Source organism: Kitasatospora sp. NPDC088548 (genome assembly GCF_044753005.1).
Taxonomy (GTDB): Bacteria; Actinomycetota; Actinomycetes; order Streptomycetales; family Streptomycetaceae; genus Kitasatospora.
Window position 1 is genome coordinate 146,492 of the sequence record NZ_JBIVMI010000011.1, and the last position, 12,880, is coordinate 159,371.

Annotated in this window: 10 protein-coding genes and 1 riboswitch; of the genes, 2 read left to right on the forward strand and 8 right to left on the reverse strand. The window is 74.9% G+C overall.

Translation table 11 applies throughout. From position 1 onward, the window contains the following. Positions 1 to 6: 6 nt before the first annotated feature. The 6 genes from ACIP82_RS16710 to ACIP82_RS16735 all read right to left on the reverse strand — a co-directional run bounded on the left by ACIP82_RS16710 (position 7) and on the right by ACIP82_RS16735 (position 7,726). The gene (locus ACIP82_RS16710; RefSeq protein ID WP_400653956.1) at positions 7 to 822 is read right to left on the reverse strand and encodes a serine hydrolase; all 816 of its coding nucleotides are present in this window, start codon (positions 820 to 822) and stop codon (positions 7 to 9) included. Between the two features lie 267 nt (positions 823 to 1,089). Further along, a complete protein-coding gene (locus tag ACIP82_RS16715; RefSeq protein ID WP_400653958.1) occupies positions 1,090 to 2,463 on the reverse strand; it encodes a cobyrinate a,c-diamide synthase in 1,374 nt (457 codons plus the stop codon). Between the two features lie 10 nt (positions 2,464 to 2,473). Beyond that, positions 2,474 to 3,079, reverse strand: a complete 606-nt coding sequence (cobO, locus tag ACIP82_RS16720; protein WP_400653960.1) for a cob(I)yrinic acid a,c-diamide adenosyltransferase — start codon at positions 3,077 to 3,079, stop codon at positions 2,474 to 2,476. 5 nt (positions 3,080 to 3,084) lie between these two features. Further along, on the reverse strand, positions 3,085 to 5,199 hold the full coding sequence (locus ACIP82_RS16725; RefSeq protein WP_400653962.1) for a putative cobaltochelatase: 2,115 nt from the start codon (positions 5,197 to 5,199) through the stop codon (positions 3,085 to 3,087). After that, on the reverse strand, positions 5,196 to 6,740 hold the full coding sequence (locus tag ACIP82_RS16730) for a cobyric acid synthase (protein ID WP_400653964.1): 1,545 nt from the start codon (positions 6,738 to 6,740) through the stop codon (positions 5,196 to 5,198). Before ACIP82_RS16730 ends, ACIP82_RS16725 begins: the two co-directional genes overlap by 4 nt. Beyond that, the gene (locus tag ACIP82_RS16735) at positions 6,737 to 7,726 is read right to left on the reverse strand and encodes a cobalamin biosynthesis protein (protein WP_400653966.1); all 990 of its coding nucleotides are present in this window, start codon (positions 7,724 to 7,726) and stop codon (positions 6,737 to 6,739) included. Before ACIP82_RS16735 ends, ACIP82_RS16730 begins: the two co-directional genes overlap by 4 nt. Before the next feature lie 98 nt (positions 7,727 to 7,824). Then, positions 7,825 to 7,989: riboswitch (cobalamin riboswitch) on the reverse strand. 280 nt (positions 7,990 to 8,269) lie between these two features. Here ACIP82_RS16735 and ACIP82_RS16740 point away from each other — a divergent pair. Together ACIP82_RS16740 and ACIP82_RS16745 are read left to right on the forward strand one after the other, a co-directional pair. Then, on the forward strand, positions 8,270 to 9,385 hold the full coding sequence (locus tag ACIP82_RS16740; protein ID WP_400653968.1) for an alpha/beta hydrolase family protein: 1,116 nt from the start codon (positions 8,270 to 8,272) through the stop codon (positions 9,383 to 9,385). Positions 9,386 to 9,815: 430 nt separating this feature from the next. After that, complete coding sequence (locus ACIP82_RS16745) at positions 9,816 to 11,090, forward strand: hypothetical protein (protein ID WP_363607976.1); 1,275 nt, start codon at positions 9,816 to 9,818, stop codon at positions 11,088 to 11,090. A 106-nt stretch (positions 11,091 to 11,196) separates the two neighbouring features. On the opposite strand, the gene ACIP82_RS16750 is transcribed toward ACIP82_RS16745, so the two are convergent. Together ACIP82_RS16750 and ACIP82_RS16755 are read right to left on the reverse strand one after the other, a co-directional pair. Beyond that, positions 11,197 to 12,075, reverse strand: coding sequence for a CDP-alcohol phosphatidyltransferase family protein (locus ACIP82_RS16750; RefSeq protein ID WP_400653970.1), 879 nt, complete (start codon positions 12,073 to 12,075; stop codon positions 11,197 to 11,199). Then, positions 12,062 to 12,754, reverse strand: coding sequence for a phosphatidylserine decarboxylase (locus ACIP82_RS16755; protein ID WP_363607975.1), 693 nt, complete (start codon positions 12,752 to 12,754; stop codon positions 12,062 to 12,064). The genes ACIP82_RS16750 and ACIP82_RS16755 overlap by 14 nt, the downstream gene beginning before the upstream one ends. Positions 12,755 to 12,880: the final 126 nt, after the last annotated feature.

Consider the following 12,880-nt stretch of genomic DNA (forward strand, 5'->3'; position numbering starts at 1 on the left):
GCAGCGTCAGAGCGTTGCCCCGTCTGTGATGATTCGGACGATCCGATCGGAGAGTTCCCCGATCTCCTGCGCCGTGCGAACGTTATCTGACTGACCATCCGTCAGAAAGACCATGGCGATGGGGGTGTACGGATGCAGAACGATGCCGGCATCGTTGACCACGCCTCGAAGACTGCCGGTCTTGTGCCGAACCGGGACGTCATCGTCCAGGCGGGAGGGAATCCTGTCGTTCCGCAGGTAGTTGACCAGGTAGCGGCGGAGCGGCTCCAAATGGGGCTTCTGGTCGATGTACTCGATCAACCGCATCATGTCCTCTGCGGTCGTGGTGTTGGCGCGTCCCAGCGGCCCGAGCTCCCGCTCGGAGAAGCCGACCGGAAAGACCGTCGAGTTCAACCGAAGGTTCTTGATCGCGGAGTCGATCCGGTCCTGCCCCAGTACCGAGCGGATGTGCTCGGCTGCCGGGTTATCGCTCGTCACCAGGGAGAGCCCGCACAACTCCCGAATGGTGACGGTCGAATCGGGATCGAACGCCTGTAGCACGCTCGGGTACATCGTGCTGGGCAGATCGCCGATCCGGACGCGTGCGTCCAGATCGAGGTCGCCATGCTCGCCCGACTCGAAGAGGGCGACTCCCAGAATCATCTTCGCGAGGCTTGCCGCGGGCAGTACACGGTCTGCCTGGTGCGCGACGGTGAGTTGGGGGTCACCGAGGGCCTTGACCAGGACGCTGCGCACCCCCGCGCCGTTGCCGCCCTGCGCGAACTCCTCGATCTGCGCGGCAATCGCAGCGCGCACTCCCTCGGAACCGACCATCAGGGCCATCCGTTTCTCCCGTAGCGGTTGGTTCAGGCTAACAGTCACCTACCCGGCTGTCGGCCTCACTCACCCTGCTGGACGGGGGAAGTGAAGGACTGTCAAGTCGCCGAGAGGGAGGGGAGAGTCGAGTCCTGAGGTCCTCGAAGCGGCTCCGCTCCATCGCCGTGCGCCCCGACCGTACCTGCCTGGACTGCGGCAAACCGGCTTCGTGGTCGCGGTACTCGACTGCAGCCTCGTTGAGGACGATCACCTGAGCCGGACCATCCCGGGACCCTAACCGTGCGCGGCGGCCGCCGCCGTGAACGAGGCGGCCAGCTGTGGCGATCCGGCCCAGTGCAGGTGCAGGTAGGAGGCGTGCACCTGGCCCGCCCCCGTACCCGGGCCCGCGAAGCCCTCGGTGCGCGGGCCGGTCGGCAGCCGCCAGCCCCAGGCCGGCCGCTCGCCCGCGCCGGGCTCGCAGACCGTGCGGTGGAACTCGTGCCCCCGTACCCGGGTGCCGGCCGGGCCGAGCGGCGAGTCGTGCAGCGCCACCGCCTCCCGGTAGCCGAGGGTGAGCCGCTCGGTCATCCGGGCCGCGGTGTCCAGCACGCCGCACATCGGCAGGCCGTCCAGCTCCCGTCCCAGGTACAGCAGTCCGGCGCACTCGGCGGCGATCGGCGCACCCGAGGCGGCGAACGCGGCGATCGCCCCGCGCAGCGCGGTGTTGCCGCTCAGCTCGCGGACGTACAGCTCGGGGAAGCCGCCGCCGATCACCAGCCCCGCCGTGCCCTCGGGCAGCGCGTCGGCGTGCAGCGGGTCGAACGGCACCACCTCGGCGCCGGTGGCGGTCAGCAGTTCGGCGTTCTCGGCGTACGAGAAGGAGAACGCGGCGCCACCGGCCACCGCGATCCGGGGCGTGCCGGGCACCGGCGCCACCTCGGCGGCCGGGTCCCACGGCGCGTCGTCCAGCGGGGGAGCGGTCCGGGCCAGTGCCAGAACCGCGTCCAGATCGACCGACCGGCCGATCAGTTCGCCCATGTCCGCGACGGCCCGCAGGGCCTCGGCCGAGCGCTCCACGGCCGGGATCAGGCCGAGGTGGCGGGACGGCGTGGCGACCGCCGCCGAGCGGCGCACCGCGCCCAGCACGGGCACGCCGGAGCCCTCCTCCAGGGCCTCGCGCAGCAGGTGCTCGTGCCGGTCGGAGGCGACCCGGTTGAGGATCACCCCGGCGAGGCGGACCTCCGGGTCCCAGGAGGCGAAGCCGTGCACCAGCGCGGCCACCGAGCGGGACTGCGAGGAGGCGTCGACCACCAGCACCACGGGCGCCCGCAGCAGCTTGGCGACGTGCGCGGTGGACGCCAGCTCCCCGCGCCCGGAGGCCCCGTCGAAGAGCCCCATCACGCCCTCGACCACCGCCACGTCCGCCCCGGCCGCGCCGTGCAGGAAGAGCGGCGCGATCCGCTCCGGCCCGCACATGAAGGCGTCCAGGTTGCGGCCCGGGCGGCCGGCGGCCAGGCCGTGGTAGCCCGGGTCGATGTAGTCCGGGCCCACCTTGTGCGGCGAGACCGCCAGCCCGCGGGCGGCGAGCGCCGCGATCAGGCCGGTGGCGACGGTGGTCTTGCCCGAGCCGGAGGACGGCGCGGCGACGACGAGACGGGGAATGTTCACGTACCTGCGACTACCACTCGATACCGCGCTGGCCCTTGCGGCCGGCGTCCATGGGGTGCTTGACCTTGGTCATCTCGGTGACCAGGTCGGCGACTTCGGTCAGCGCCTCGGGCGCGTACCGGCCGGTGATGACCACGTGCTGGCTGCCCGGGCGGTCCCTCAGCACCGTCAGCACCTCGTCCACGTCGATCCATCCCCAGTGCATCGGGTAGGTGAACTCGTCCAGCACGTAGAAGCGGTAGGTCTCGGCGGCCAGGTCGCGCTTGACCTGCTCCCAGCCCTCCTTGGCCGCCGCCTCGCTGTCCATCTCCATCTTGGCGGAGCGCTGTACCCAGGACCAGCCCTCGCCCATCTTGTGCCAGGCCACCGTGCCGCCCTCGCCGGAGGCGCCGAGGACGCGCAGCGCGTTCTCCTCGCCGACCTTCCACTTGGCGGACTTGACGAACTGGAACACCCCGACCGGCCAGCCCTGGTTCCAGGCCCGCAGCGCCATGCCGAACGCGGCCGTGGACTTGCCCTTGCCGGGGCCGGTGTGCACGGCGGTGATCGGCAGCGTACGGCGCTGACGGGTCGTCAGGCCGTCGTCGGGGACGTTCTCGGGCACTCCCTTGGGCATGGGGTTCAGGCCGCCTTTCGCATCGTGGTTGCACGGTTGTCGCGGACGAGCGAGGCCACGCCTTCGGCCCGCAGCTCGTCCAAGGTAACGGCGGAGGCGCCGAGCCGGGCGGCCAGCGTCCGGGCGAGGCCGAGCCGGACGGGGCCGGTCTCGCAGTCCAGCACCACGCTCGCCACGCCCTGGGCGGCGAACAGGGCGGCCGCGCGGTGGGACTGCGCGACGGCGTCCCGGGCGCCGGTGGCGCGGCCGTCGGTCACCACGACCAGCAGCGGACGGCGGTCGGGGTCGCGCATCCGCTCCACCCGCAGCACCTCGTGCGCGCGCAGCAGCCCGGCCGCCAGCGGGGTGCGTCCGCCGGTGGGCAGCGACTCCAGCCGGGCGGCGCCGACCTCGACCGAGGAGGTGGGGGGCAGCGCCAGCTCGGCGGACGCGCCCCGGAAGGTGATCATGCCGATCTTGTCGCGCCGCTGGTAGGCGTCCATCAGCAGCGAGAGCACGGCGCCCTTGACGGCGGTCATCCGCTGCCGGGCCGCCATCGAGCCGGAGGCGTCCACCAGGAACAGCACCAGGTTGGACTCCCGGCCCTGGCGGACCTGTTCGCGGAAGTCGTCCTTGTGCAGCACCAGCGCGCGGGACGCCCGCCCGCGCGCCGCCTGGTGCGGCGCGGCGGCCTGCAGGGTGGCGCTCAGGTGCAGCCGGGCCAGCCGCCCCTGCGGGCGCCGGGCGCGGATGGTGTGGCCGCCGTCGGTCTCGGCGGGGGAGCGGCGGCCCTGGGCCCCGCGCCCGGTGCCGTCCACCTTGAACAGCCTGGTCCGGTACGGCTCCCCGGCGGCCACCGGCGCGGACTCGCGCGCGGGGGCGGGGTGCTGTGCGGGCACGGGCGCCTGCTCGGGCGTCTGCTCCGGGGCCGGTCCGGGTTCGGGGGCGGGGGCCTCGGCGCCGGGTGCGTCCGGGCCGGTCGGCCCGGTCGGCTCGGGTGCGCCGCCACCGCCGTCGGGGCCGCCCCCGTCCGGACCGCCGTCCGGGTCGGGTCCGTCGCCCTCGGGGCCGCCCTCGGGCCCGTCCTCCGGCTGCGGCTCGGGCTGCGACGCGGGCTCGGGCTCCGGGTCGGCGTGTTCCTCCAGGGTCCGGTCGAGCTGCTCGTCGTCCAGGCCGGGCGCGTCGAACGGGTTGCGCCGGCGGCGGTGCGGCAGGGCCAGCCGGGCGGCCTTGCGGACGTCCTCCTCCAGCACCTCCGTCCGGCCCGCCCAGGCGGCCAGCGCGACGGCGGTACGGGCCATCACGATGTCCGCCCGCAGCCCGTCCACCTCGAACGCCGCGCAGACGGCGGTGATCTGACGCAGCGCCACATCGGCCAGTTCGACCTTGGGCAGCAAATCCCGTGCGGTGGTGATCCGTTCGGCGAGCGCCCGCTCGTCCTCGGCGAACCGGGCGGCGAACCCGGCCGGGTCGGCGTCGTACGCCAGGCGGCGGCGGACCACCTCGGCGCGCTCCGCCGGGTCGCGGGTGGCGGCGATCTCCACGGTCAGGCCGAACCGGTCGAGCAGCTGCGGGCGCAGCTCGCCCTCCTCCGGGTTCATCGTGCCGACCAGCAGGAACCGGGCCGCGTGCCGCACCGAGACGCCCTCGCGCTCCACGTAGGAGCGGCCCATCGCGGCGGCGTCCAGCAGCAGGTCCACCACGTGGTCCTGGAGCAGGTTGACCTCGTCGATGTAGAGCACGCCCCGGTGCGCCCGCGCCAGCAGCCCCGGCTCGTACGCCTTGACGCCCTCGGCGAGCGCCCGTTCGAGGTCCAGCGAGCCGACGATCCGGTCCTCGGAGACGCCGACCGGCAGCTCGACCAGCTGGGCCGGACGGCCGGAGGCCGTGGCGCCGGCGTGCGCGCCGTCCGGGCACTGCGGGTCGGGCGCGGCCGGGTCGCAGGCGAAGCGGCAGCCGTCGACGGTGGCGATGGACGGCAGCAGGCCGGCCAGCGCGCGCACCATGGTCGACTTGGCGGTGCCCTTCTCGCCGCGCACCAGCACGCCGCCGACGGCCGGGGAGACCGCGTTGAGCAGCAGTCCGAGCCGCAGGTCGGCCATACCGACGATCGCGGTGAAGGGGTAGCGGACGTCACTCATGCCTTGTCGGCCTCCTCAGGCGCTCCGGGCGGCAGGAACGGCAGCGACCCCGCGGCCGGCACCCCGCCCTCGATCAGCTTCCACAGCGCGTCGGTGTCCGCGTGCTCCTCGATCAGGTCCCCCAGCCGGTCCAGCCGGGCCTCGCGCGCCGCGGCGAACGAGGTGTCCGGCGCGGGAACGAACGCCCGGCCAGCCAACTCGGCGGTCTCGCGCAGCAGTTCGCGACGGAACCCGTCGTTCTCCAGTGCGCCGTGCCAGGTCGTGCCCCAGACCGCGCCCACCCGGCAGCCGTCCAGAGCGCGGCCCCGGCCGTCGGAGAAGAAGGGGTCTCCCCCCTCGACGGCCACCACACCGTGATGGATCTCGTACCCCTCGACCCGCTGCCCGTACGCCTCGCCGACCGGACGGCCGAGCACCTTCGCGGCCCCGAACCGGACACGCGTCGGCAGCAGCCCGAGCCCGGCCACCTCGCCGGCCCCGGACTCGACCTCGTCCACGATGCCGCGCGCCAGCATCTGGTAGCCGCCGCAGACACCGAGAACCGGCCGCCCGGCGGCGGCCCGTGCCTTCAGGGCCGGCTCCAGACCACGTTCGCGCAGCCAGGCCAGGTCGGCGACGGTGGCCCGGGTGCCGGGCAGGATCACCAGGTCGGCGTCGGCCAGCTCCTCGGGCCGGGTGGCCCAGCGGACCAGCACCCCGGGCTCCTGCGCCAGCGCGTCCACGTCGGTGAAGTTGGACAGCCTCGGGAAGCGCACCACGGCCACCCGCAGCACGTCCGCGCCGACCGGCCCGCGGCCCTCGGCGCGGTCCACCACGGTGGACAGGTCCAGCGAGTCCTCGGCGTCCAGCCAGAGCCCGGGCAGCATCGGCAGGGTGCCGAGCACCGGGCGGCCGGTCAGCCGGTCCAGCATCTCCAGCCCGGGCGCCAGCAGCCGGGCGTCGCCCCGGAACTTGTTGACGAACCAGCCCGTCACATGGCGCTGGTCCTCGGCGGACAGCAGCGCCAGCGTCCCGTACATGGCGGCGAACACCCCGCCGCGGTCGATGTCCCCGACCACCACCACCGGCAGCCCGGCGGCGGTGGCCAGACCCATGTTGGCGATGTCCCGGTCGCGCAGATTGATCTCGGCGGGCGACCCGGCCCCCTCGCAGACCACCACGTCGTAGCGGCTGCGCAGGTCCGCCAGGCACTCCAGGGCCCGCTCCAGCAGCACCGGCTTGCGCTCGCGGTAGTCCAGCGCGCCCACCTCGGCGACCGGGCGGCCGAGCAGCACGACCTGGCTGCGGCCGTCCGCGCCCGGCTTGAGCAGCACCGGGTTCATCGCCGCCTCGGGCTCCACCCGGGCCGCCTGCGCCTGCATCGCCTGGGCGCGGCCGATCTCGGCGCCGCCGGCGGTGACGAAGGAGTTCAGCGACATGTTCTGCGCCTTGAACGGCGCCACCCGGACACCCTGCCGGGCCAGCCAGCGGCAGATGCCCGCGGTGACCACGGTCTTGCCGGCGTCCGAGGTCGTCCCGGCGACCAGCAGTGCGTTGCTCATGCGCTCCTCCTCTTCTTCCGTCCCAGGACGGTCCGGCTTCCTGTGGCGGCCCGGACCGCCGCGTGCCCGGCGACGGCCGTGCCCAGGGCCAGCAGGCCCACCCGGCGGGAGAGCCGGCAGGCCCGCTCGATGTCCTCCACCGTCACCGGCCGCAGCTCGCCGCCCAGCACCGGCCGGTGCTCCACCCGCTCCCCGTACGCGAGGGTGCCGCCCAGCCGCACGCCGACCGCGCCCGCGAACGCGGACTCGGCCTGGCCCGCGTTGGGGCTCGGGTGCGCGGAGCCGTCCCGGCGCCAGATCCGCCAGGCCGTCCGGGGTTCGGGCGCGGCGGCCACGGTGAGCAGCGCGGTCAGCCGGGCGCCCGGCCAGCCCGCCACGTCGTCCAGCCGGGCCGAGGCCCAGCCGAACCGGGCGTAGCGCGGCGAGCGGTGGCCGACCATCGCGTCCAGCGTGTTGACGGCGCGGAACGCCAGTAGCCCGGGCGTGCCCGCGAGCGCGCCCCAGACCAGGGCGTTCACCACGGCGTCGGCGGTGTTCTCGGCGACCGACTCGACCACCGCGCGGGCGATCTGCTGTTCGTCCAGCGCGCTCGGGTCGCGCCCGCACAGATGCGGCAGCCGTTCCCGGGCCGCCGTCAGATCGCCCGCGGCGAGCGAGCGGCCGATGGTCCTGGCCTCCCGGGTGAGCGAGGTGCCGCCGAGCACCGTCCAGGTCGCGGCGGCGGTCAGCGCGGCGCGGCCGAGCGGCCGCCGGCCCAGGGCGCGTTCGGCGGCCACCGCCCCGGCCGCGACGGTGCCCACGCAGAGCGCGGTGTAGGCGGTGCCGGCGGCGCGGTCGTCGCGCCAGAGCGTCTTCTCCAGCCGGCCCGCCGCGCTGCCGAAGGCGGCCACCGGGTGGCCGCGCCGGGGATCGGCGAAGCGGGCGTCGGCGAGATGTCCCGCGACGGCGCCCAGCGCGAAGGCGGCCGCGCGGGTCAGCGGGCGCACGGCGAAGGGCGGCAGAGGGGGCGGGCGGTCGGGGCAGCCTGCATCGCGTGCGTGTCCTCACTCAGGGTCCGCGCCCTGGATCGACGTACCGGCGGCGAGAGTCTCCTGGCTTCCGGGTCCGACACACCCCCGGAGCCTCCAGCGGCTTCTGACGGCCCGCCGATGGGCCCCTCCTGCCTGTTGGCGGGCAAGGAGGGAATTGATCCGAGCGTGCTCCCCGGTGACAGTGGCGGGACCGCGCCGGACTCGCACCGGCTTCCTCTGCATGCCTCCGTTTGGCTGAAGGATCCCATCACGCGGCCGAACCGGGAGTCAACCAAGGTCACGGAGGGGTTGGTCACACGGCCCGCCCGCGCGCCGCCTCCGCGGGTCGGTGTCGCGGGGGTGCGGAGAGGGCGCGATCGCCCGGCCGCAGGTGGAGGCCGCGGCCCCCGCTGTCCCGTCCGGCGTGACACCCGGTCGGCCCATGCCCGGTGGCCCCGGTCCGGTCCCGCGAGTGGACTGGTGGGTGCCCAGTCCGCGATCAACAGAGCGGGGAGCGATATGCGTTGGGGAACCGCGGCCGCCGTGGCGGCCGCCGCCGTCGGCACCGGGGCCGCCGTACTGCTGGCCGGGCGCAGGGCCGTCCAGCGGATGCTCCACCCGGCGGCCGTTTCCCGGCCGCAGGCGGGCCCCGTCACGGTGCGGAGCCTGGCCGTCGGGCGGGCCACCTTCACCCGCAGCCCGGAGAGCACCCGCCCCGGCCGCTGGGCCGTCGAGTGGGACGAGGGCGGCCACGCGGTGGTCGACGAGATCCTGCACGCCGACGAACAGGGCGTCACCCGCCGACTGGTCCGCGCCGACCGGGGCGCCCTGACGCCCGGCACCGAGGTCCGCTTCACCCCCCGGGTCCACCTCGGCGACCCGACCGGCGCGCTCGGCCTGCCCTACGCCGAGACCGCCGCCGAGGGCGAGCTGGGCGCCCTGCCCGCCTGGCGGCTCGACGGCAAACGCGGCACCTGGGTGATCCTGGTGCACGGCCCGGGCGCCGACCGGCAGCAGACGCTCCCGGTGCTGCCCGTGCTGCACCGTCTCGGTCTGCCCGCCCTCGCCGTCACCTACCGGGGAGACCGGGGCGCGCCGGCCGCGCCGGACGGCCTCGACGACTTCGGCGAGACCGAGTGGCGGGACGTCGAGGCGGCAGTGCGGCTGGCCCTGGACAGCGGCGCCGGCCGGGTCGTGCTGCACGGCTGGTCGCTCGGCGCCACGATGGTGCTGCAGACCGCCGCCCGGTCCGCCTGGACCTCGGCGATCAGCGGCCTGGTACTGGACTCCCCGGTGCTCGACCGGCCGGTCTTCGCCCGCCGGGGCGCCACCCGGGCCGGGTTCGGCCGTACGGCCGCCGGGCCGGGCGCGCTCGCCGCCGAGGGCCGGACCGGGGTGGACCTGGCCGACTTCGCGCGGCTCGCCGAGGGCACCGACCTGCGGGTGCCCACCATGGTGCTGCACAGCCCCGACGACCCGGTGGCGCCCTGGCGGGCCGCCGCCCGGCTCGCCGACCGCCGCTTCGACCTGGTCAGCCTCCAGGCCTTCCCCGGCGCCGACCACGCCGCCCTCTGGAACGCCGACCCCGACCGCTATGAAGAGCTGTTGCGCCGCTGGCTCACGCCGTTGCTCTGACGACGGCTCCGGCCGGCCGTCCGGCAGCTCCCTCCGGCCCGGCCGGCCGACCGCTCTGACCTGGCGTGTTCGCGTCATGCAGATCCGGCCAGGCGGTTTGGCCTCTGTTGCCCGATCTTGTCGACCCGCCGCGACCGCCCTTCCGGAGTCCGTGGCCAACCGGATGTGACAGAAGGCCGGTACAAGGGGAAGACTGCTCGACGTGACGTCTCGGAACCCGCGCGACCGTGATGCCCCGCTCCCGCCGACGATCGGTACCGGTGCGACGGTGACCCGTCTCCCCGGAACGGCCCACCGCCCCGCCGGCATCAGGCCGGGCGCTCCCGGCGTACCCCGCCGACGAGGCCCCGCACCCGCTCCCGGCCGAGGCCGGGTCCCCGTACCGGAGGGCTTCCCGGCCCCCGCCGAGCTCGCTCCGCTGGCCCGTCGGATGCTCGTCGACGCCGTCCGGATCGCCCGCTGGGCCGGCGAACTCTCCGAGGTCGACAAGCGCGGCGAACTGCTCCCCGAGGACGCCCGCGCCGCCGGCCGGGCACTCGCCATGACGGTGGGCGCCGCGGCCCGGGCCTGGGGCCAGGCCCTGCTGGTCGGCCTGGTCGAGGCCAGGGACGGCGGCGCCGCCCCCGGCTGGCGCCTGCACGCCTGGGAGCACGACGACGAGGCCGTGGTCCGCGGCTGGTCGGCGCTGTTCGACGCCTGGACGCTGCTCGCCCCCGTCCCGCCCGCCGCGCTGCGCGGCGTCTTCGCGGTGCTCGCCGGGCAGGCCGTCGACCAGGCGCCGCAGCTGCTCTCCTTCCTGCACCTGGTGGCCGGCCCGGTCGCCGACAGCGAACTGCTGGAGCTGCTGCGCCGGGGCCTGGACGAGCGCCGGGTCGGCGGTGGCGCCGGTGCGCTGGGCCTCTCGCCCATCCCGCACGCCGCCTCCGCCGTGTCCGCCGTCCGCGGCACCTGCCGCGAGCCGCAGATCGACACCCCGGCCGCGCCGTCCGACGTCGCCGCCGTCCTGGACTGGATGCTGGACGGCCTGGCCGCCGTCGGCGCCGTGGTCCGCCGGGACGAGGCCGCCGAACTCTCGCCGCTCGGGCACTGGGCGGTGCGGGCCAAGCTGGAGGAGATCTGCACCGTCGCGCAGACCGCCGCCGGCCACATCGAGCAGAGCGCCTTCGAACTGCTCAACGCCTGCGCCGACTACTCGCCGGGCCCGGCCCGGGCCGAGTTCCGCGCCTGGGTCGCCGCCCGTCCGGCCGACCGGGCCGTGGCCGAGCTGCTGGACGCCGCCCAGGGCGACGACGCGCTGGTCCGCGGCCTGGCCTTCGAGGCGCTCCGGGTGGCCGGCAGCACCGCCGAACAGGCCGTCCGCGCCGCGGTGGACGAGCCGGTGCTGCGCCCGTACGCGCTGCTCTGGCTGGCCGAGCAGTCGGACGAGGGGGTCTCCCCGGCCGATGTGCTGGGCGCGGAGGACGCCGCCTGGCTCTGGGTGGACACCGCCGCCGCCGTACTCGACCACGGGGAGACGGATCTGCTGGTCGGCCATGTCGAGGGCGCCTCGGCGGGTGACCCGGTCCGGCTGTTCGCCCGCGCCAGGCAGTCCGGGCACCCCCGGGCCGCCTCGGTGCTGACCGCCGTCTCCGGTGTCCACCCGGACCCGGGCGTGGCCCGCGCGGCCCGCCGTTCGGCGTTCAGCGTCCACCGCGGCGGGGCGTAACCCGGCCGGCGGTCCCCAGGCTCCAGGGCTCAGGGCCCAGGACATGACGGAGGGCCCGGATCCAGTGGATCCGGGCCCTCCGTCATGCGGTCGCGCGTGCGGCCGGTCAGCCGATCCGGGACTCCGCGCGGCGGGCGCGGACGTCGCCGACCTTCTGGCCCACCTTGCGGCGGATGACCAGCAGCGGAGCCATCGCGGCCAGCGTGATCTGGGCGAAGGCGCCGATGTGCAGCAGCATGTCGCCGCCGGGCAGGCCGGTCGCCCAGGCCGCCAGGCAGCCGATCGAGACCACGATCCAGCAGAGCGTGGCGGTGGCCAGCAGCCCCTGCGGCTTCGGGTACTCGATGCGGCTCATCATCAGGTACGCGGTGCCCGCGATGGCCAGCAGGCCGGGCAGGAACGGCGGGTCCAGCAGCACGATGGCGATCACCGTCATGGCGCCCATCGGGCAGGGCATGCCCTGGAACACCCCCGGGCGCATCTTCACGGCCGAGAAGCGGGCCAGCCGCAGCACCACCGACAGCAGGACCGTCAGTGCGATCAGGGCGGAGAGCCGGCTGTCGGAGCCCGGCGAGACCATGCCCCAGACCGCGACGAAGTAGGCCGGCGCGATGCCGAAGCTGATCAGGTCGGCCAGGTTGTCGAGTTCGGCCCCGAGGGCGGAGGAGCGCAGCTTGCGCGCCACCAGCCCGTCGAAGAGGTCGCACATCGAGCCGATCAGCAGCAGCGTCACCGCGGTGGCGGCGCTGTGCCGGTCCGGAGCGACGTCCGGGTTGGTGATGTGCGGGACCAGGACCCCGGTGGTGATCGAGTAGATCGCCAGGAAGCCGCAGACGGCGTTCCCCAGGGTCAGGAAGTCGGCGGTGGACAGGTGCTGCGGAGAACGCGGAGCACGCAGCTCGCGGTCGCGCGCCCAGCGGCGGCGGCGCAGAACCGTCTCCTCGTCGTCCAGGCCGACGATCGTCTCAGGATCAGTCACGGTCAAGGCGCGTCACCCCGGCTGTGGTCTTCTGGCCGACCTCGACGCCGACCTCGACGCCGGCCGGCAGGTAGGTGTCGACCCGGGACCCGAACCGGATCAGACCGATCCGATCGCCCTGCTCGACCTTGGTTCCGGCCTCGACGTACGGCACGATCCGGCGGGCCACGGCCCCCGCGATCTGCACCATCTCGATGTCGCCGAGCTCGGTGTCGAAGTGCCAGACGACCCGCTCGTTCTGGTCGCTGTCCTTGTTGAACGCGGGCACGAAGCCGCCCGCCACGTGCTCGACCGACGTGACCGTGCCCGGCAGCGGCGCGCGGTTCACGTGGACGTTGAGCGGGCTCATGAAGATCGCGACCCGGGTGCGGCCGTCCGGCCAGGCGTCGATGCTCTGCACCACGCCGTCGGCGGGGGAGATCACTCTGCCCGTGCCGATCTCACGCTCGGGGTCGCGGAAGAACCACAGCATGCCCGCGCCGAGCGCGCAGGCGGGTACCGCCGCCAGGGCCCACTTGCCGCTGCGCCGGGTGAGCGCGGTGGTCACGGCGGCCGTGGCGAGGGTGGGGACGAACCAGGGGGTGGCTCCGCGCGCGATGGTCACGCGGGGTCGCCGACCGGCCGTCGGAGCGGCGAGGGCATCGCCTTCCGGGACGGAGGTGTGAGGGGACGGGCTGATGGGCATCGAAGACCTTTGTCGCGGGGGATCATGGCCGCTGGACGGGGGCCACCGCGGGGATCGAGTAATAAAGGGACGGCTGCTGTCCCGGTGGATGCTATCGGGAGCACACGGTGGGTGGGCAACCCGCCT